Genomic DNA, 18,558 nt, shown 5'->3' on the forward strand with positions numbered 1-18,558 from the left:
CCCGTACGGCGGGTCCGAGGGCTACCCGCAGCAGCGCCCCCCGGTCCGCCGTCAGCAGGAGCCCCCGCCGCCCCCGCCCCAGCAGGAGAACGACTGGGACGGCCCGCAGCCCGAGGAGACGCACCCGTTCTTCACGGGCGCGGACCAGGACAACGGGCGCGACGACGACCGGCCCCGTCTCCTCGACGACCGGGACGACCGCGACGACGACCCTGAGTACGACGACGACGAGGCCGGCGGCCGGCGCGGCGGCGGCCGCGGCGCCCCTCTGCGCCGGGCGCGGTTCCCGCCCCGGGTTGGCGTATCCCCTTGCGGCGGGGCCCCCGCTTCTCGTCACCGGACCCGATTGTCGTCCGGTCGCCAGATATTCCACCCGAGACCGGGCCCGCGAACCATCTGCCCGACGGCATCCTCATAGTGCTTCTTCGCTTCGCAGTCGTCCACACACGCCCGGTGCCGATCGAGGCCGCCCTTCGCCTCGGCGAGCGTGGCGGGACGCCGATGCGGCGCGCGGTGCCGGTTACGGGTCGCACGTGCCACAACCGGGCTCCATTCGACTCGCCGGAAACCGAATGACCTTCGCGGACTCGAGCTTCTCCGCGTCGATCCTGATGATCTGCCCCGCAGCCATCTTCCGCTCACAGATCGCGGTAACGCAGTCCTGATGCAGAACAAGCGATTCCATTGCCTCGGTGGACGTCATCGGGGGCTCCCGGTCCCCAACGTCGCAGCTTTCCAACCGCTCGTACCTGTCCACGCCGCATTCACCTCCTGACGCACGCTCATCGTTTTCCGCTGGCGGCGATGGCGGCCGCGATTTCTTGTTTCAAACCGACCGGAATTTCTAATGTCCTCGACGAGGCAGGCGATGGAGACCACTGACCCGGCCACCGTCAAGAGCGTCAAAGCCCAAGCATCCCAAGGCATTACAACTCCTAGTTGTATCTGGGTGAACTCCCCTCCGGCGGCATCGTTCTCATCGTCGCCAGGAGCTATGGATTAAGAATGCACCCAAAAGTGCTGCGGCAATACGTGCATGACTCACAGTCGCATGAAATAAGATTGAAGTGCAGTGTGCACATGTGCGTAGAGAACGTTTCCCAGATAGCGAGGCTAACGAAATGGCCGGATTGACGGTCTCTCGCATGGATTTCGGAAACTTCATGAAATCTGTGCGATCAAAAGCACCTCGTACGGCCCTGTCGACCGCGGCAGCCCACCTCGAGGTCACGCGATTTGTCCTGATGCGGATGGAGGAAGGCTCGCCGACCAAGCTCACCAGGCCGCAGATCAAGGACCTGCTCGAGTACTACCACGCTTCCCCGGAGGACCAGGCCAAGGCACTCAAGCTTCTGGAAGAGGTTCGAGCACAGGACAATGCGGCGAAGGCGCAGGGGAACTCGAAAGGGTTCTGGCAGCCGTACAGCGACCAAGTCGCGCCGAACTTCGAGAAGCTCCTCCGGCTCGAAGGAGTGGCAGAGCAGATCATCACGTACCAACCGGTAATCGTGCCCGGCTTGCTGCAGACTGCTGACTACCGGCGGGAAATCGTCCGCGTCACCCTGCCACGTCTGTCCGCAGTGGACGTAGAACGGCGGGTCGAGCTCACCCAAAAGCGGCAAACACGGTTGGATGATGCCGGTTTTCGGTTGGAGGCGTTCATATCCGAAGCGGTCTTGTGGAACAGGCCTGGGCCGCCGGAGGTCATGTCAGCACAACTGCGGTGGCTCGCCGAGGTTGGAGACCGGGGCAATATCGAGATCCGGGCGCTCCCGTTCGCTATCGGCCCACACCCGGGGCTTGTCATTCAGCAGTTCATCCTGCTCCATCTGCCCAAAGGCACGAGTGGGATGACTTTGCCGCCAGTGGTATACGCCGAAGGCGCCATCGGCAGCGTTCTCCACGAGCACGACGAAGAGGTCGACGAATATCGTGAAGCAATCGCCGGTCTCCGGGCTGTAGCGTTGACAGCGCAGGACACCAGGGACTTGCTGGTGCGAATCGCAAAGGAGCACACGGCATGAAGAAGCCGGTAATGAGCGAGTGGTACAAGTCGAGCTTCTCCGATGCTGGCAAGGAGTGTGTCGAGGTTCGGCACGACCCGGCTGTCACGCTGGTGCGCGATACGAAGGACAACAGTCGGGGCCCGATCCTGGCGTTCCCTGCCGACGTGTGGGCCAACTTCATCGACAGCGGCATCTGGCAGCGCTGACGACTTAGCAGAACGACAAAACCCCCGGCGGACAACGTGATCCAGCCGGGGGCTTCTCGTCGGTCCTGCTGGGTGAAGCCGGTCTCTCGATCGGTGGTCACGATCCGATTCTGAAACCGCTTGTGGCTCAACGATCCTGACCCATCAGGCTCCAAATGTGTTATCCCACTCCAGAACGACGCGCACGATCCATCGTTCTACTTCCGCGGGCTCCGGCGGCGGCAGCTCTCCTGCGTACTTCCGGGACAGTCGCGCGGGAAGTTGTTTGTCCGGATGTGGTATCAGCTCGGCAGTGCCTGCGATGTCGATCGTCCGGTAGGGATCTCGGGAGTCCAGCACGGTCACGCTGACCCGCGGATCACGCGCAAGCGATTGCGCCCTGTCCGACGCTGCGCGGTCGTCGAGAACACCGGAGCGTCATCATCTCGATCCACCCAGACCGCCGATGTATGCGGTGACCCGTCCTCGTTGGCGGTGGCAACCACGGCAAAGTTCTTGCCATCCAACATGTTCCGCATGTGCTCCTGAAGTTCGGCCACCACTGGAACCTACCCACCTGGGGTATCCGAGTGAATGGCCCAAAGCTCATCCTTACATCCAGATCACTCATCGGGCCGGCCCGCCGGTCGTGAGCCCATTGCGGGTAGTCCGCGCGCCGGACCGCCGTATACCGCGCTGACCGAAACGGTTGACGCGACAGATATGGCTATTTTCCGCTGTTGATCATCTGAGTAGGATTTCATTCGAGGGCGATCGAACATGGGGTTTCTCATGGAAGGCGCCCCCGGACATGCGCAGACCGGGCTTGTTCGGACTTGCCCGCCGAAGCGGCTTTCACAGCGACACCATCGGCCGCGCCGCAACCCCGGATGGTCACGACGGCGTAGTCGTTACTCGAACGAGACGTGCGAGGTGACGAAATCGATCAGGCGCAGCAGTCGGTTCACCGAGTCCGGGAAAGGCAATGATGATGACCAACGAGACTTACCGGTGTACCACACGTCAGCTGTTCACCGCGTTCGCGCTGGCGGGGGTGGCGATGGCAGTTCCCGCGACGGCGGCGGTTCCGGCCCTGGCCGCGCCGAGTGCAGCGCCCGGCGTGGTGCAGGTCGATCGGACTTGGGGGTGGTTTGGTAATGCCGCCGAGCCGGTTCCGGCCCCGCCTGTCCCGCCCCATGGCTGCGACAACGAAAGCTGTGGGGAAGGCGGTGGGGGCGAAAACACCTGCACCGACCCCAGCCAGACCGGGAACGGCTGCAGCGACAACGGCGAACACGGCGGGACCGGAGGCGGACCAGGTGTGGCCGAGGCCCGCGGAATCCACTACACCACGGCCACGTCCCAAGTGATCGAGAGGTAGCGGCGGCGTCCAGCAATCGCTCAACTGTGAACCCGAGCAGACTGGCTTGCAGCCGGTGCGAGCCGTTCGGGTAGTGGTGCGAGCGTGTAGTTCTGCCAGATGTAGCTGTCCATTTGATGCTGGTCACCGGAGAGGTTCACCACCCGGTCGACCTTGCCGTCGATGGTGAAGTGCCACACCAGCGCCCAGATGGTATCCACCTTGCCGGAGCCGGCGGTGGAGTAGCCGCGGTGGATGTCCACGACATACTCGTCGTTGGCCTCCAGGAAGAAGGTCTCCGCCTTCATACCCGCCTTGGACAGCTGATCGAAGAACGCGACGACCTCGTCGATGCCGTGTTTGGTCCCGGATAGTGCGTGACGGCCCGGAATGGTCCACGCGATGTCCTCGGTGAGAACAGCGCGCATGCCGTCCAGGTCATAGCGGGCGTAAGCGTCGAAGAAGGCGGCGATGGCGGCGACTTTCGAAGCTCGGTCGTTCACAGTGCGCCTTCCTGGCTGCGGGAGAACGGGATTCGGGTCAGGTCGGTCGTGGTTTCGAGGAGCGCGTGCGAGTCTTGGGCCAGCCACTCCGGGAGCAGGACGGTGAAGGCCACGACGTCCGCAAGCGCCATATGGGTGTCGACTGCCGCCTGGTCGGCATAGCGCTCCCGGATGAGATAACGGCCAGGCTGGGCCGGATCGCGCCAGAAGCCGTAGTCGAGCACACCGGGTTCGGTGGTCGCGGCCTTGGCGAGGGCGGTGATCGCGGCCTCGAAAGCGGCGGTGTGCGCGGGGGCGATGTCCAGCACCGCGGTCAGCTGGATTGTCATATGTGCAGGCTAGGGTCACGTGCACGGTCGAGGGAAAGATCGATTCGGGATAGAGTCGGAACGGGTCGTTATCAATCGGCAGGGGGCGCATGGCTCCGGACACGGTGAGCCTGCGGTATTTTCTGATGCTCGCGCAGGAATTGGAATTTCACGCGAGCGGCCGAGCGGATCGGCATCGCCCATCCGGCGCTCAGCGGCCGCATACGCCGGTTGGCGGCGGAACTCGGGACGGCGCTGTTGCTGCGGAGTACTCGTAGTGTCGAATTGACCACGGCCGGTACGGTAGTGGCGCAGGAGGCGCCGGCGCGTGAGCAGTCACCGCTACCCCGCCGCATCCGGGCCGCCGCCAAAGACCTCGCCCACGAACTCGGCTGGCTCCAGTAGAGCTGCTCGAACGCTGCCCCCAGTTTTGGGGGCCGCCAGTGTTGCTAACGGTATCCAAGGATCATCCGACGAATGGACTGTGAGTCCGAAAAAGCGCAGGGTTCAACAGTTCTCGGCGCGGATCGGTGTCCTGGCGGCGGTTGCGATCGCGACACTGGTCGGGGCCGGCGGACCCGCCGCTGTTACGTCATCAATGCGACGGACGGCGTGATCGTCGGCAAGGGCACCGCGGCTCTCACTCTCGGCCGACGGCAGACCTTCCGGCCGAACCGATTTCGACCCTGACAGGAGATCGATACACCATGACGCGAATTCCGAGCTCGCCCAAGACGAAACGCATCGTCGCGGGTGCTGCCGCACTCGGCGTCGTCGCGAGCGTGACCGCACTGACCGCGCCGTCGGCCTCGGCGACCGTCACCAGCATCGCGATCGCGCCCGCCTTCACCCTCGGCACCCACACGTACGGAACGACCTGCTCGTACACCGTCACCGTCGCGGTGGACGACAACAGCCAGACCGTCTACTTCTTCGAGGAGGGCCAGGGCCCAAGCGGATTCGCCGAGGCGAAGCCTTCCAACGGCGTAGCGAAGGCGACCTGGACCCCGTCCTCGACGAAAATCACCTACATCTACGCCATACAGCCGAACGCGACAGCTCAAATCAGGCAGCCCGTCGACGTCGGCACCGGCATCAATCTCGGATCCGCCTGCGTAGCAATCTAATCCGCCACCGCCCGACTATTCTCGCCTCACCCCACGCTCAGAGGAGTTTCACATGCTCGCACGCCGCGGAATCTCCGCCGCTCTCCTGATCGGCGCCGCAACCCTGTCCGCCGCCGGCACCGCCACTGCCAACCCCCTTCCGCTCGAATCGCCCTCTCCGGCAACAACCGAACCTGTCGCCGGCGGCTTGTGCAACGCCGACCCCCTGCTCGCCCTGTGGTGCTTGATCGCCAGCCCCTCGGCATAGCCGTCGTCTTCCGGCGCGGGTGGCGGGTCAGCAAAGGGAAACTCGCCACCCGCGCCTCGGCCTTCGCCACCCCGACCGGTCGGCGGCACGAAGCGTGCAGCGTAGTCGACCGAATCCAGTGCAGGGGCCGCTTGGATCCCGTGATCAGTGAGCGTCGTCGAGGAGCCGGGAGAAGCCTGTCCGCTATTCGTTTGCTCGCGGTCTGATTGCTCGTTCGCCTGAACCTGTTCGGCGAGGATGTCGGCATGACCGGCGTGCCGGGCATCAGGAGCGGAATCGCGTTCCGCAGCAAACCGCCCCTTTGTAAAACCGCGCTGGAATTGGCGCCGACCAGCAGTGCTGTGTCGGCACCCAGGGCGTGAGATGTTGCCCAGGGGTGAAAACGATCGCCACCTATGGTGGCTATTCGGGACGAGCGCCGACGCCGAAGATTCTTGTCAAGGCTGCTACCAACGAAGCGGCAGACCTCACCGATCGCGCGCCGCGCCGATACACGAACCAGCTCTCCAGGAGTTCACGAATGCCGTCCACTTTTGTCGCGGATGTTCGCGACCGAGCCGATGCCTACCGTGCTACACCTTTTTCCGCGAGGTGGGCCGCGAACTGGTCGCGGAGGCGGTGAACTACCGTGCACTCGACTCCGACACGCGGGCAGTGGGGGGCCGGCCACCGTACCGGCCGCGTGCCGCACGCTGCGCGCAGCATGCAGCGAACCAAAATCCTCCAGGCGAGTCTGTGGAACGAGACGGTGCCCCCATCAGCAGTGAGTCACCAGCATTCGCTCGATGTGTCGGCGCGAGAGCCGGTCGATCCCCGAGCAGTCGTAGCACGCCGGTCCATACCGTCGGATTAGAATGTGAGGGGGCATAGATCGTGTGGCAGTGGGGTCGCACTTTCGCCGAAGGGGCCGAGGCCGCATCGTCGTCCAGCTGGCAAGTCGACAATGTTCAAGCGCCGATTCTCGATTCTGATCAACCTGCGCAGGTTGCCGACAACGCAGGCAAGGCAGTCGTGAACAACCTACGGCCGCCACTGATGCCAGGGTCGACGTTCGGGAAATATAGCCTGCGGCGGCTGATCGGTTCCGGCGGGATGGGCCGGGTGTTCGAGGCACTCGACACCACCAAGGGCCGGGTAGTCGCGGTGAAAGTGCTGCCCGAACAGCTGGCCGACGACCCGGTCTATCGGGCCCGGTTCCGGCGCGAATCCCACATCGCCGCGCTGCTGCAGGAGCCCCACGTCATCCCTATCCATGACTACGGCGAGATCGACGGGCTGCTCTACATCGACATGCGACTCGTGCAGGGCGAAAGCCTCCGCACCGTGCTGCGAACCCGCGGCCCGCTGCCGCCCGAGCAAGCTGTCTCGGTGATCTGCCAGATCGCCGCCGGACTCGACGCGGCACACCACGACGGCCTGGTCCATCGTGACGTCAAGCCGGACAATATCCTGCTCACCCACGACGGGTTCGCCTACCTGGCCGACTTCGGCCTGGCCAACACGAACACCGACGAACGCCTGACCCAGACCGGATCGGCGATCGGGTCGTTCAACTACATGGCACCCGAACGTTTCCAACCCGGCCCGGCCACCCCGGCTGTCGACGTGTATGCCCTGGCGTGCGTGTTGCACGAATGCCTGACCTGCACCCGCCCTTACGCGACCGATGGAGGCGACGCCGCCATCATGCGGGCCCACATGTACGAACTTCCACCCCGAACGAGCAGCTACGCACCGGGAATCCCGGTCGCGATCGACGCCGTCGTCGCGCGCGGCATGGCGAAGTCGGCTGATGAACGCTACGCCAGCGCCGGCGAACTGGCCGCTGCCGCTCACGCCGCACTCGCACCGTCAACCGGCGACGCCGAAGACGATAGTCCCCTCGCCGTATTCGAATACGATCCGACCGTAGCGGCGCATTCCGCACCCCGGGCGACCTCCACACCCGAGGTGAGATCCGTCCCGGGTCCCAGGCGCCGGCCACGCAGCCTCTGGATCGCCGCTGCCGTGGCCGTCGTGGCCGTCGGAGGCGTCGGAGCCTGGTCGCTGCTCTACAAGCCCGCACCGCCGGCCCCAGGCGCGGCGAAATCCGAGTTCACCGACGACGACATCACCCTGCTGATGAACGCGCAAGGCCCGTACAACCGCAGCATCTGTCATCACTGGAACCCAGAGGCGATTCTGGGGGAGAAAGCCCGTCTCGGCTGCGACGAGATTCCCGAAATCCGCGTGCCCAGAGCGGAGTTCCACCTGTTTCCCAACGCCGACGCGCTAGGCAAGGCCTATCGCGGCTTACCGGTACAGACCAGCAGCTGTCCGGGCTCTCCACCCGGCCCGGACGGCCCCGCGACGAGAGACGGCAGGGAGGTCGGGCGGACGGCCTGCTTCATGGATGCCACTACGACACCACCGACGTCGGGGGTGATCCAAACCGACGACGCGGCCATGAGCATGGCGGTTTTCTACTTCACCGAATCGGTGGGCGGTACCGCAGGCTTGTTCTGGACACTGAGCGACACGGGAGAGGGGAATTCGCAATTCCGGACCAAGCCGAAGGACCCGGACTACACCACTCAGGCCGACCGCGATCTGCTCACCAAACTGCCCAAAACTTACAACCCACGATACTGTCGACACGAATCACCCGAGAGCGACGCGACCGCCGTCGTGGTCTGCTTGGGCAACGAATCTGGTGCGCCGACAGCAACCTTTTTCCAATTTCCCAACCATCCGATCGCGACCCAGTTTTTCGATGGTGTCATGAGGAAGTCCGGCGGGCGCGCGTGCGGCGGTGCAACGGTTCCCGAGCAACCGTCGATTCGAAATGGCGCGACCGTCGGCCGGTTCACCTGCACCACCGATCCTGTGCCGACGCTCGTTGCGTTGGATCAGAGCAGCGACATCGCCATTCGAGTCAAAGCAGTCGGGGCCGATTCCCCCTCGAACCGTCCCAAGACCGATCAGGGTTTGATCGATTGGTTCAAAAAGAACCCGCTGTAGGTGCGATGTCTTCGCCGCGTGGGCGAACCAGCATCGACCGCACGTCGATACGTCGATAACTCGCGTCATGCGGACTGACGAAGTCAACTGGTCTTCGATGTCGATGCGACGTGCGAACTCGGTAAGTCCGGGCGGTGGTTGCTTTCCGTTTGCGATACTCACCAGCACCAGCTGAGGCAGGGGCTGTGGGCTCTGGCCATCCTCGGGCTTCGGTTGCTCCCCTGGGGCCACCGTGTCCGGCCTCGCCAGCCGCTCGCTCGTGTCACAGCGTGGGCTGCCCGGGGCGTCGCTGCCAGTCCGCCCTGGTCCGGGGCTGGAACACCCCGGATAGATCTGACAGGAGCCTCCGCCCCTCCGTGTCCCGGAGAACCCGCCGCCCGGTGGGGAACTGAGTTAGCAGTCGAAGTGTGGGCACCGAAGTATCGGCGGATGCCAGTAGCTTTGCGAGGCGGCATCGAACGACGACACGGATGCCACCGGTTGTGCCGTTAGCGGCAGCGACCCCGACATCCCCAACACGCTGGGGCCGAGCAGCATGAGTCCGCCCGTAAGGGCCATCGACAGCAGGACGCGGCGCCGGGCACGCAAGCGCGTTCGCCTGCCGGGGGTCCCGGGACGAGAAGACAGGAACTGAACAGAAATAGGCATCTGCATCACTTCTCTGGGCACGGTATCGCTCACGACGTGGACAGGGTCAATCCTCGTCTGTGAACTGATCGCGCAACACCCACCCCAGGGTGAAGACCCGCATCCTCCCTGACCAGCTGGCCGATCGGATTTCGGTCAACAGGGCCACTCCTGCCGTGACCGATTTGATGGTCACGCCGAACCCCGCACGATCACCCGCCATCGGTCCGGCGCGGGCGGATGCACCAGCCGACGACACGGAGTCGTCCACCAGCTCGTCACGCGTCGCTACTGCCGACGGCTAGCGCAGTGTCTTCAGCGCCGCCGCGTCGTACGGCTTCAGCTCGTCGATCCGCCCCGCCAGGACTTTGGACGCCCATTCCGGGTCCTGGAGCAAGGCTCGGCCGACGGCGACCAAATCGAATTCGTCACGCTCCAGCCGGTCGAGGAGGTTGTCGAGGCTGCCGAGTTCGGCGCCCTCACCGGTGAACGCACGCAGGAAGTCGCCGTTGAGGCCGACCGAACCGACGGTGATGGTGGGCTTGCCGGTGAGCTTCTTGGTCCAGCCGGCCAGGTTCAGGTCCGAGCCCTCGAATTCCGGGAGCCAGTAGCGGCGGGTGGAGGCATGGAAGGCATCGACGCCGGCCGCGGCGAGCGGGGCCAGGATCGCTTCCAGCTGCTGCGGGGTCTCGACGAGCCGCGCGTCGTAGGCCTCCTGCTTCCACTGCGAGTAGCGGAAGATCACCGGGAACCCGGGTGAGACGACCGCCCGGATCGCCGCCACGATCTCGGCCGCGAACTTCGTCCGCGCCACGGAATCGCCACCATAGGCATCGGTTCGGCGGTTCGTCCGTTCCCACAGGAACTGGTCGAGGAGATAGCCGTGGGCGCCGTGCACTTCGACGCCGTCGAAGCCGATGCGCTCGGCGGCCGCAGCGGCATCCGCGAAGGCGCCGATGACGTCGTCCAGGTCACGCTGGGTCATCGCCTTGCCGGTGCCCTCGGTGCCGTCGACGCGAATCCCGGAGGGGCCGACGGCGGGGGCATCGGCGTAGGGCTCCTCGCCATGCTTGCGGACCATGCCGATGTGCCACAGCTGCGGCACGATCGTGCCGCCTGCGGCGTGCACGTCCGCAGCCACCTTCGCCCACCCCGCCAACTGCTCTTCACCGTGGAATCGCGGCACCCGATCACTCTGCCCGGCCGAATCGTGGCCGACGTAGGTCCCCTCGGTGACGATCAGCCCGACACCGGCGGCGGCGCGGCGGGCGTAGTAGGCGCGCACGTCCTCACCGGGAACGCCGCCGGGGGAGAACATGCGCGTCATCGGCGCCATCACGATGCGGTTCGGAACGGTCAGTCCGTTCAGCGTGACGGGCCGTGACAGAACCTGAGCCGTGCGGGCGGCGTCGGACGCGGTAACGATCACTGGACAACTCCTCGTTAGTTACTTGTCAACCTAGATGGTTGAGGACTTCAAGCAATATGGCAGACGCTAGTGGTGAATATTTGAGGTAGTCAAGTTTCTGTGGATAGGCTGGTTCATATGGCAGAAGCTCCCCGCGTCGACACCGCTCAGCTCATGGAGCTGCTCTCGGTGTCGCTCGGCGCCTACTACGGAGACTTCACGCTCGCGGCGGCGAGTGAGAACCTCACAGCGATTCAGGGCAAGGCACTGACGGTGCTGCGCCGAGGCCCGATTGCGATGCGCGCCTTGGCCGGCATCATGGCCTGCGACGCCTCGAACGTGACAGGGATCATCGACCGGCTGGAGAAGCGCGGCCTCGTGCGCCGCGAGGCCAGCGCATCCGACCGGCGCGTCACCAACCTCGTCATCACGGCTGAGGGCGAGCAGGTCACCGACGCCATCCGAGCGAAGATGCACACCACTCGAGATGGCCTGAACAGACTCAGCGGCGAGGACCAGGACCGCCTGTACGCCCTGCTGGAACGGGTCTTCGTCTCCCGGCTCGCCGCCCGGCCGGAGTGACCCACCGGGGTCGGCCGAGCTGGTCGAATCACCCCGCCCGTGTGGTGGCGAGGATTCCGGCGAGAATGACGCGTACCCCGTGGTCGAACTCCGCGTCCGGATCCGCGGTGAAGGTGTCGGCCACCATGCGCGCCGTGCGCGGATAGCGGTCGGAGTCGATCTCCTGGCCGATATGTTCGAGCTCGTAGGGGTTACCGTCGACGTACTCCGCGCTGGTGCGCGACTGTTCCTCGATGACGAAACCGACGGTGTAGTGCAGCAGGATCGGGAAGACCCGGCCGGCTTCGGGCAGCGCGAAGCCGGCATCTTCCAAGGTGCGCAGCGTCAATTCGACTGTGCGCCACATGGATTCGTCGCTCACGTAGGTGCCCGCGAGGACCTTCGCTCCGTCGCGGTAGCACAGCATCGACCGCCGCAGCCGCCCGGCCAGCGTAGCCACCCAGTCCTGCCAACTCTCGCCCTGGCGTGGCGCTTCGACATCGGTGACGGCGGAGGCGAACACGGAACGCGCCATGACATCGAGCAATTCGCGCTTGTTCTTGACATGCCAGTACAGCGCGGGCGCTTGCACATCCAGCGCGGCGGCCACCTTGCGCATGGTCAGGCCGTCGAGGCCCAGCTCGTCGAGCAATCCGAGCGCAGCCTCGGCGATCACGTCGGCGTCGAGCTTCTTCATTGACCACCCCTTTCGTCCGATTCCCTTGACAGCTTAACAACGTTCTGCTCTCCTTAACAGCGTTAAGTGATTTAACGTTGTTAAGGGGAGTGGCATGGAAACCACCGAGGTAGTCATCGCCGGATCCGGGCCGACCGGGCTCATGCTGGCCGCCGAACTGAGGCTCGCGGGCGTCGATTTCGTCCTGGTCGACGGACTTCCGGCACGCACCGGCGAATCACGGGCCGGTGGTATCCACGCCCGCAGCATGGAGATCCTCGATCAGCGCGGACTGCTCGATCGGCTGCTGCCGCAAGGCCGCATCATGCAGGCCGGGCACTTCGGGGGACTGTCGCTGGACTTCAGCGACTTCCACACCCGCCACCCCTACATGCTCGCCATCCTCCAGTCCATTATCGAACGCCAACTCGACACGCACGCTACGGAATTGGGCGCGGCCACACAGTGGGCTTCGCCGATCACCGGATTCAGCCAGGACGGCGCGGGCGTCGAGGTCGAGATCGGCGGAGCCAACCCCCGCCGGATTCACGCGGCCTATCTCGTCGGTTGCGACGGTGGCCGCAGCGCGGTGCGCAAGCTGGCGGGCATCGCCTTCACCGGGACGGATGCGACCGTGACCGGAATGCTTGCCGATGTCGAGCTGGCGGAGCCGCCGGCGCAGCCCTTCTTCGCCCACCGCAGCGGCCCCGGTGATTTCTCGGTGGTGCAATTGCAGCCCGGCTGGTACCGGTTGATCGTCCAGCGGCACGACATGGTGCTGAAACGTGGCGCCGAGCTGACCTTCGAAGCCTTCCGCGAGCACTTCATGGAACTCGCGGGCACCGATTTCGGCATGCACAGCCCGCGCTGGGTAACGCACTACGGTGATGCCGCTCGCCAGGCCGAGCAGTACCGCGCCCGGCGGGTATTCCTCGCTGGGGACGCCGCTCACATCCACTACCCGGCCGGTGGTCAGGGCCAGAACCTGGGCATCCAGGACGCGGTCAACCTCGGGTGGAAGTTGGCAGCGGTGTTGCGCGGCAACGCATCCGACGAACTGCTCGACACCTACGAGACCGAGCGCCACCCCATCGCGGCCCGCGTCCTGCACAACACCCGCGCCCAGACCGCCCTCATGCGCCCGGGTGCGCACACCGACGCACTGCGCGACACCGTGAGCGATCTGCTCGACATGGTCGCGGTCCGCACCCGGCTCGGCCTCATGATCACCGCATTGGACATCCGCTACGACACCGAGAGCGACCACCCGCTGGCCGGACGCCGCGTACCCGACGCCGGCCTCACCACCGCGGACGGCGACACCCGGCTCCACCGGTTGCTTCGGCAGGCCCGCCCGGTCCTGTTGGTGCTCAACGGGAATGCCGTCCCCGACGTGGCGCAGTGGCAGAAACGGCTCGAGATCGTCACTGCCGAAACCCACACCGCGCAGTGGGCCGTCCCCGCAGTCGGAACCGCCCCGGCGCCGGCCGCCGTACTCGTTCGCCCCGACGGCTATGTCGCGTGGGCGACCGATGAGTCGAGCACGGCCGGTCTGATCGATGCTCTGACAACCTGGGTCGGCGAACCGGCCTGAGCGCCACTGAGACATCGAGATCTGCTGCACTGCAACACGGACCACGTCACGGCCGCGGTACCGCGTATTCCTGCGCCGGGGCCATCTCCACCATCACCTCGCGCTCTCCGGCGAAGTCGTTGGAAGATCAACGCGCAGAGATCATCTGAGGTATCCGACCAGCGGACGAAGCCCTGTAATACCGATGTGCGTGCAATCGATGGTCAGTCGGCGTGCGCGAAGTGTCGGTGTTCCATGCCACCATCCATATATGTCACTGGAGTTCTTCAATGGGTTGTCCGGGACGCTGGCGATCGAGCTGACGGAACCGACCGAGAATGTCGCGGCGAACCTGTCTAATCAGCGCGCGACAGCAACCGCGGCGATCAGGGGAGTCGCGTTCACGCTGAATGTGTTCGAAAATGGGGAGGCTCGTGACTTGACCGTCAACGAGTTCGACCGCGTTGTCCTGGAATTGCCCATGCTGAACTTGCGTGGGTTCGGTGATCCCGTTGAACACCGAGCGCCCAACGGTAAGTGGTTCACGGTGCGTGACCTTGCCGCCGCCATCGCCGAGACGGAAAGGAGCACTCGCCAGCAGTCGCAGTGGTTCGGCGGCGTCGACGTGCATCACACCTTCTTCGAAGGCATCTACAAGAGGGACGATGGAGTTTGGGAGATCTACTGGGGGTCGTGAAAATCCTGTACTGCCGCATACCGCGCTGACCGGACCGGCCAGCGCGGGGCGGCGGAAGATCAACGGGCCGTGCCCATCTGACGTCGGCCGAGCGTCCGCAACGCCGGCGAGCGATGCTGATTCCGCCGGTCAGCTGGCTCGCCGCTATGGTGTAACGTCTCATCGCCAAGAACCGGCATCGCCTACCTGGCGGTACTCCGGCCTGCGCCTTCCCCAGCCCAAAGCAGCATTGACGGCCTACCGCACCCGGTTCTGTCGTTTGCCACCGTTGTAGGACCACTACGTTGCCAGTCCTGGGACCACCGGACGCAGTGCAGAAGTGGAACAAGTTATCGCACGTTCGACTGGTGGAGGCCGCGTTCCCGAATGCGTGACCAGCGGCATGAGCCGAACCGGCCCCGGGCGGTGGCCTACCGAAGCGTCGTCCCCGCTCGACGCGTTGTATGACCGCTACGGCCTGGCCGAGGAGATGATCGCCGGTCCGGATGGGGCCCCGGTGTCCGGCACCCCGGAGTAGTCGGGCAGCTCAACGCCGTTGATGGCGCGCTCGAGCAGTTCGGTGAACCATTCGCCGGCGAAATCGGGACCCGGCTCGGCGTCCGGCCCGGCGACCTCGCGGCTGCGGGCATTCAACCGGCCGATCTCCTGGTTGGCCTCGACGAACGACCGCATCCGCGCCTCGTAGCGGGCGAATCCGGCCGCGGGATCCCATCCGGCGGCGGCCAGTTCACCGGCCAGCAGGTAGGCGCCGACCAGAGCCAACCCGGTGCCCTGCCCGGACATCGGCGATGAGCTGAACGCCGCGTCCCCGAGCAGCCCCACCCGTCCGATCGACCAGCGGTCCATCACCACCTGGGCGACCTGGTCGAGGTAGAAGTCCGGGGTGTCGTCCAGATGCGCCAGGATGTCCGGGGTCAACCAGCCCAGGCCCGCCATCTGCTCACGCAGCAGGCGCTTCTGGGCCTCGACGTCACGGTAGTCGACGTCGAAGTCGGCCGCGGCGAAGTAGAACATGGCCATCGCCCGCGTAGCGTCCTGAATGGGGCGCAGCAGGGCCGAGCGCCCGGGCTCCTGGTACTCGAGCAGCCAGCGATCCAGCCCGAACTCGTTGGGCACACTGTAGAAGGCCAGCACGTGCCCGAGGTGGCGGAGGAACCGCTCGTGCGGCCCAAAGACCATCGCGCGCAGCGCTGAGTGCAGCCCGTCCGCCCCGACCACCAGATCGAAGCGGCGCCGGTCGCCGCTTGCGAAACTCACGTCGACCCCATCCGCGTCCTGGGTGAGTTCGGCGATCCGGTCGCCGAAGAGGTACTCGACACCGGCGCGGGTGTCGTCGTAGAGCACCCGGGACAGATCCCCGCGCAGGATCTCGATCTCCGCGATGAACCCGTCGCCACCGTCGTCGTCCGCGTGGAAGGTCTCCAGCACGTTCCCGTCCGCGTCCACGGTGTACGCGCCGGCGGTCTCGGTGCGGGCCGCGCGCACCGCCGCGTCCAGACCCATCCGGTGGATGACCTCCTTGGCTACCCCGCGCGCGTCCACCGCTTGCCCGCCTGGACGCAGTTCGGGCGCTCGCTCGACTACGGTCACCTCGGCTCCCCGTCGGCGCAACCAATGGGCCAGTGCGGGCCCGGCGATGCTCGCCCCCGCCACCAACACCCTGGCACCGCTCACCCGCGGCTCCTGCTCACCCGTCAGGATCGTGCACTCCTGCCCGAGGTCGTCGACACTCATCATTGCCTCCATGTGTTTCCTCCCGCACCGGAACGCTCCCCGCACAGGCCCACCGCTGTCGGTGTATCCAGCCGTATCGACGACGGATCCACCCGAAACTCATCGGTGCAGCCGAAACCGCATCCACGCTCCCGCGAACACCCTGAACTCCGCTGCCTTTGGAACGTCCGGCTGCTCTCGCCATGATCGGTCCGCACAACGGATCTGGAACATGTTCGCTCAGTGGACCACCCGCTGTCGGTGGTCCCACGACTGGCAACGTGGTGATCCCTTCAAGCTGGCAGGCGACAGTACGGGGTTGCTCGCGAATCATCGGCACCGAGCGACCAGCGCGCCAATCATCCGCTCATGCCGCATACCGCGCTGACCGAACCGGCCAGCGCGGGCATCGGAAGATCAACGGGCAGAGCGTCGTACGCCCGCCGGTAGTGCACGCTCATGCCGAAATGAGCGTGTTGGAAAGTGTTCAGGTACATCGTTCCTCCGTCACGCTGCCAGGGTCGCGCGGAGGAATTCGAGGATCTCCGCCTGGGCGAGTTTGGCTTGCGGTTCCATGCCCGGCAGGGTGAGGAACGCGTGCCGCGCTCCCGGGTACTCGGTGAGCCGTACGGACGTTCCGGCCGCCCGCAGTCGCTCGGCGTAGCGGCGGCCGTGATCGGCGAGTGCGTCCCGGGTCGGCACCACGACCAGGGCGGGGGCGAGCCCGCTCAGGTCGTCCGCGTACAGCGGCGAGAATGCGCGGGCGTCGGTTCCCGGCGGGACGGCGAACCGCTGCAGGAGCCGCAGTACCGGCACGGCAGGGCTCGGGTTGTCGGCGTACTCGGCAATGGAGGGATAGTCGTACATCGTCTCGGTCACCTCGACCGCGGGGTTGACCAGCACCTGTGCGGCCAGCCGCAGGCCGGCGTTCCGAGCTCGGATCGCAGTCAGGGCACTGATCAGCCCGCCGAAGCTCTCGCCGAAGACAGCCATGCGAGCGGGGTCGGCACCCCACTGCGCAGCGTGCTGCACCACGTGCTCGAGCACGTCCCAGCCGTCGTCGGCGGCGTGCGTGAGCGTGCTGTCCGGGCCGACGAGGCGGTGCTCGACCGAGACGACGAGCGCGGGCAGGTGGGCGGCGAGGTGGCTGTTGGTCCAGTCGCATTGCGCTGCTGTGCCCACGTAACCGCCGCCGTGCACGTGGATCACGAGTGGCAGGTCGGTTCGGGTGTCGGCCTCGCCGTCGCTCGTCGACGCCGGCCGGTACACCCGGACCGGAAGGTCGCGGCCCGGCAGTGCCAACTCCTGCCACTCGATCGCGGCCCCGGCGTCCGGCTCCCCGATGAGCGGCCACGCAGCGCTGGAGGCCCGCCAGCGATTCTCGGCGTCGCGGTAGGCGATCAGTTTCTCGGGTGTCATCGCCGAGAAATCCGGCGCGGGTGGCCGCTGCACGGCGGTGGTCTCGCTCATGTCCGTCTCTCTACTTTCTCCCGGTCAGGCTGCTCGGCCAGCCGATGCACACAGTGTTGCACGCACCGCGTGCATCAGCAAGTGCATCGGGTACCCTGAGCCTGGACGAGAGGGGCGAGATGACAGGCCGAAGGCGTTGGTCGACCGAAGACATCCTGGACATGGCGGCGGAGCTGCTGCGCACGAGCGACGCCGAGTCGTTCAGCGTGCGCAAGCTCGCCGCGGCGCTCGGGACCGACTCATCCAGCCTCTACCGGCATTTCCGCAACAAGACCGAGTTGCTGCGCGCGGTCGCCGACCGGATCCTGGCGGCCGCGATGGACGGCTACCACCCCGAGGGCGACTGGAAGCAGCGCATCACCGCCACAGCCCTGCGCCTGCGAGAGGCCTTCGGCCGGCACCCCCAACTCGCCGCGCTCTGGGGACGCTACGGCTCCGGCGGCACCGGTTCCAGGCTGGTCATGGAGGAGGTGCTCCAGGCCTTGCGGGCCTCAGGCCTGCCCGATGAGGAGATTCCGCGCCACTACCACCGGATCGTGATCCTGCTCGCCGCGCTGATCGCCTCCGAGGCCGGCATCGACACCCTCACCCCCGGTGAGTACGAACAGGGCATCGAACAGTTCCGCGTCGCGGTCCTGGGCGCCGACCCAGACCGCTTCCCCGCCCTGGCCCACTTCGCCCGCGAGATCCGCCCCCTCGGGGCCGACCGCCGCGCCGCCTTCGAAGAGATCCTCGCCGCCCACCTCGCCCGGATCCAGGCCGCAATTCTCTGACGCGGAGGTGCGTCGGAGTCGTCGACTGGTAAGGACCCGTATTCAACTGGTCTGTATTCCCCGGATCACCTCGCTCAACCGCGGCGGGTTTCCTTGGTGGAGTATGTCGTCCAGCTTCCACCGGCCTCGCCCCAGACTCGGGTCAGGTGTTTGGCCGAGAAGCCGAGTGCGTCGGCGACGACGGGCGCCGGGGCCTGGAGGACGAGTTGGCGAAGAGTCGCCGATTTTGTGGCCTGAACAGGCAGTCCGAGATCGTCGCGGAGATGCTGAAGCAGGGTGCTGAAATGGGCCGGTTGCCCGGCCCGGCGGCCGGGAAACAGCCAT

Annotated in this window: 17 protein-coding genes and 1 pseudogene; 9 read left to right on the forward strand and 9 right to left on the reverse strand. The window is 65.9% G+C overall.

Features of this window, described 5'->3' with window-relative positions; translation table 11 throughout:
* From ACFXKA_RS41175 to ACFXKA_RS41185, 3 genes are all read left to right on the forward strand, one after another.
* On the forward strand, positions 1–418 hold a 418-nt coding region (locus ACFXKA_RS41175), incomplete at its 5' end, for a hypothetical protein (protein ID WP_379431628.1).
* A gap of 727 nt (positions 419–1,145) precedes the next feature.
* On the forward strand, positions 1,146–2,024 hold the full coding sequence (locus ACFXKA_RS41180; protein ID WP_379431629.1) for a DUF5753 domain-containing protein: 879 nt from the start codon (positions 1,146–1,148) through the stop codon (positions 2,022–2,024).
* On the forward strand, positions 2,021–2,212 hold the full coding sequence (locus ACFXKA_RS41185; protein ID WP_354851349.1) for a DUF397 domain-containing protein: 192 nt from the start codon (positions 2,021–2,023) through the stop codon (positions 2,210–2,212). Before ACFXKA_RS41180 ends, ACFXKA_RS41185 begins: the two co-directional genes overlap by 4 nt.
* 341 nt (positions 2,213–2,553) lie before the next feature.
* Here ACFXKA_RS41185 and ACFXKA_RS41190 read toward each other — a convergent pair whose 3' ends face one another.
* The 3 genes from ACFXKA_RS41190 to ACFXKA_RS41200 form a co-directional block, all read right to left on the reverse strand.
* Positions 2,554–2,751: a pyridoxamine 5'-phosphate oxidase family protein gene (locus tag ACFXKA_RS41190; protein ID WP_379431630.1), complete on the reverse strand. Its 198-nt coding sequence runs from the start codon at positions 2,749–2,751 to the stop codon at positions 2,554–2,556.
* A gap of 841 nt (positions 2,752–3,592) precedes the next feature.
* Positions 3,593–4,054 (reverse strand): nuclear transport factor 2 family protein, encoded by a 462-nt coding sequence (locus tag ACFXKA_RS41195; RefSeq protein WP_379431631.1) that lies wholly within the window; start codon positions 4,052–4,054, stop codon positions 3,593–3,595.
* The gene (locus ACFXKA_RS41200) at positions 4,051–4,383 is read right to left on the reverse strand and encodes a putative quinol monooxygenase (protein ID WP_379431632.1); all 333 of its coding nucleotides are present in this window, start codon (positions 4,381–4,383) and stop codon (positions 4,051–4,053) included. The genes ACFXKA_RS41195 and ACFXKA_RS41200 overlap by 4 nt, the downstream gene beginning before the upstream one ends.
* Positions 4,384–5,069: 686 nt before the next feature.
* Here ACFXKA_RS41200 and ACFXKA_RS41205 point away from each other — a divergent pair.
* A complete protein-coding gene (locus tag ACFXKA_RS41205) occupies positions 5,070–5,489 on the forward strand; it encodes a hypothetical protein (RefSeq protein WP_379431633.1) in 420 nt (139 codons plus the stop codon).
* Positions 5,490–6,609: 1,120 nt separating this feature from the next.
* A complete protein-coding gene (locus ACFXKA_RS41210; RefSeq protein ID WP_379431634.1) occupies positions 6,610–8,736 on the forward strand; it encodes a serine/threonine-protein kinase in 2,127 nt (708 codons plus the stop codon).
* A gap of 928 nt (positions 8,737–9,664) precedes the next feature.
* Here ACFXKA_RS41210 and ACFXKA_RS41215 read toward each other — a convergent pair.
* Positions 9,665–10,792, reverse strand: a complete 1,128-nt coding sequence (locus ACFXKA_RS41215; protein WP_379431635.1) for an NADH:flavin oxidoreductase — start codon at positions 10,790–10,792, stop codon at positions 9,665–9,667.
* Positions 10,793–10,909: 117 nt separating this feature from the next.
* Between ACFXKA_RS41215 and ACFXKA_RS41220 the strand changes: the two genes are divergently transcribed.
* Positions 10,910–11,353: a MarR family winged helix-turn-helix transcriptional regulator gene (locus ACFXKA_RS41220; protein WP_379431636.1), complete on the forward strand. Its 444-nt coding sequence runs from the start codon at positions 10,910–10,912 to the stop codon at positions 11,351–11,353.
* Between the two features lie 28 nt (positions 11,354–11,381).
* On the opposite strand, the gene ACFXKA_RS41225 is transcribed toward ACFXKA_RS41220, so the two are convergent.
* Entirely contained in the window at positions 11,382–12,029 is a 648-nt protein-coding gene (locus tag ACFXKA_RS41225; RefSeq protein ID WP_379431637.1) for a TetR/AcrR family transcriptional regulator C-terminal domain-containing protein, read from the reverse strand.
* A 94-nt stretch (positions 12,030–12,123) separates the two neighbouring features.
* On the opposite strand from ACFXKA_RS41225, the gene ACFXKA_RS41230 reads away from it, so the two are divergent.
* Positions 12,124–13,602 carry an FAD-dependent monooxygenase gene (locus ACFXKA_RS41230; RefSeq protein ID WP_379431638.1) on the forward strand — a complete coding sequence of 493 codons (1,479 nt, stop codon included), beginning with the start codon at positions 12,124–12,126 and terminating at the stop codon, positions 13,600–13,602.
* 250 nt (positions 13,603–13,852) lie between these two features.
* A complete protein-coding gene (locus ACFXKA_RS41235; RefSeq protein ID WP_379431639.1) occupies positions 13,853–14,278 on the forward strand; it encodes a hypothetical protein in 426 nt (141 codons plus the stop codon).
* A gap of 450 nt (positions 14,279–14,728) precedes the next feature.
* On the opposite strand, the gene ACFXKA_RS41240 is transcribed toward ACFXKA_RS41235, so the two are convergent.
* From ACFXKA_RS41240 to ACFXKA_RS41250, 3 genes are all read right to left on the reverse strand, one after another.
* Positions 14,729–16,012, reverse strand: a complete 1,284-nt coding sequence (locus ACFXKA_RS41240) for an FAD-dependent monooxygenase (RefSeq protein WP_379431640.1) — start codon at positions 16,010–16,012, stop codon at positions 14,729–14,731.
* A gap of 338 nt (positions 16,013–16,350) precedes the next feature.
* A complete protein-coding gene (locus ACFXKA_RS41245; RefSeq protein ID WP_379431641.1) occupies positions 16,351–16,488 on the reverse strand; it encodes a hypothetical protein in 138 nt (45 codons plus the stop codon).
* 10 nt (positions 16,489–16,498) lie between these two features.
* Entirely contained in the window at positions 16,499–17,461 is a 963-nt protein-coding gene (locus ACFXKA_RS41250; RefSeq protein WP_379431642.1) for an alpha/beta hydrolase, read from the reverse strand.
* Positions 17,462–17,580: 119 nt separating this feature from the next.
* Here ACFXKA_RS41250 and ACFXKA_RS41255 point away from each other — a divergent pair, with 119 nt between their 5' ends.
* Positions 17,581–18,234: a TetR family transcriptional regulator gene (locus tag ACFXKA_RS41255; RefSeq protein ID WP_364625280.1), complete on the forward strand. Its 654-nt coding sequence runs from the start codon at positions 17,581–17,583 to the stop codon at positions 18,232–18,234.
* Positions 18,235–18,308: 74 nt separating this feature from the next.
* Here the strand turns inward: ACFXKA_RS41255 and ACFXKA_RS41260 are convergent.
* Positions 18,309–18,558: pseudogene (locus tag ACFXKA_RS41260) on the reverse strand (recombinase XerD); the annotation flags it as partial.

The organism is Nocardia sp. NPDC059228 (genome assembly GCF_042754245.1).
In the GTDB taxonomy this organism is placed as follows: Bacteria; Actinomycetota; Actinomycetes; order Mycobacteriales; family Mycobacteriaceae; genus Nocardia.

Bases quoted from the DNA above. Each gene is read 5' to 3' on its own strand.
- ACFXKA_RS41180 (WP_379431629.1), top strand. From the start codon at position 1,146: ATGGATTTCGGAAACTTCATGAAATCTGTGCGATCAAAAGCACCTCGT.
- ACFXKA_RS41185 (WP_354851349.1), top strand. From the start codon at position 2,021: ATGAAGAAGCCGGTAATGAGCGAGTGGTACAAGTCGAGCTTCTCCGAT.
- ACFXKA_RS41200 (WP_379431632.1), bottom strand. From the start codon at position 4,383: ATGACAATCCAGCTGACCGCGGTGCTGGACATCGCCCCCGCGCACACC.
- ACFXKA_RS41205 (WP_379431633.1), top strand. From the start codon at position 5,070: ATGACGCGAATTCCGAGCTCGCCCAAGACGAAACGCATCGTCGCGGGT.
- ACFXKA_RS41220 (WP_379431636.1), top strand. From the start codon at position 10,910: ATGGCAGAAGCTCCCCGCGTCGACACCGCTCAGCTCATGGAGCTGCTC.
- ACFXKA_RS41225 (WP_379431637.1), bottom strand. From the start codon at position 12,029: ATGAAGAAGCTCGACGCCGACGTGATCGCCGAGGCTGCGCTCGGATTG.
- ACFXKA_RS41230 (WP_379431638.1), top strand. From the start codon at position 12,124: ATGGAAACCACCGAGGTAGTCATCGCCGGATCCGGGCCGACCGGGCTC.
- ACFXKA_RS41235 (WP_379431639.1), top strand. From the start codon at position 13,853: ATGTCACTGGAGTTCTTCAATGGGTTGTCCGGGACGCTGGCGATCGAG.
- ACFXKA_RS41240 (WP_379431640.1), bottom strand. From the start codon at position 16,012: ATGAGTGTCGACGACCTCGGGCAGGAGTGCACGATCCTGACGGGTGAG.
- ACFXKA_RS41245 (WP_379431641.1), bottom strand. From the start codon at position 16,488: ATGTACCTGAACACTTTCCAACACGCTCATTTCGGCATGAGCGTGCAC.
- ACFXKA_RS41250 (WP_379431642.1), bottom strand. From the start codon at position 17,461: ATGAGCGAGACCACCGCCGTGCAGCGGCCACCCGCGCCGGATTTCTCG.
- ACFXKA_RS41255 (WP_364625280.1), top strand. From the start codon at position 17,581: ATGACAGGCCGAAGGCGTTGGTCGACCGAAGACATCCTGGACATGGCG.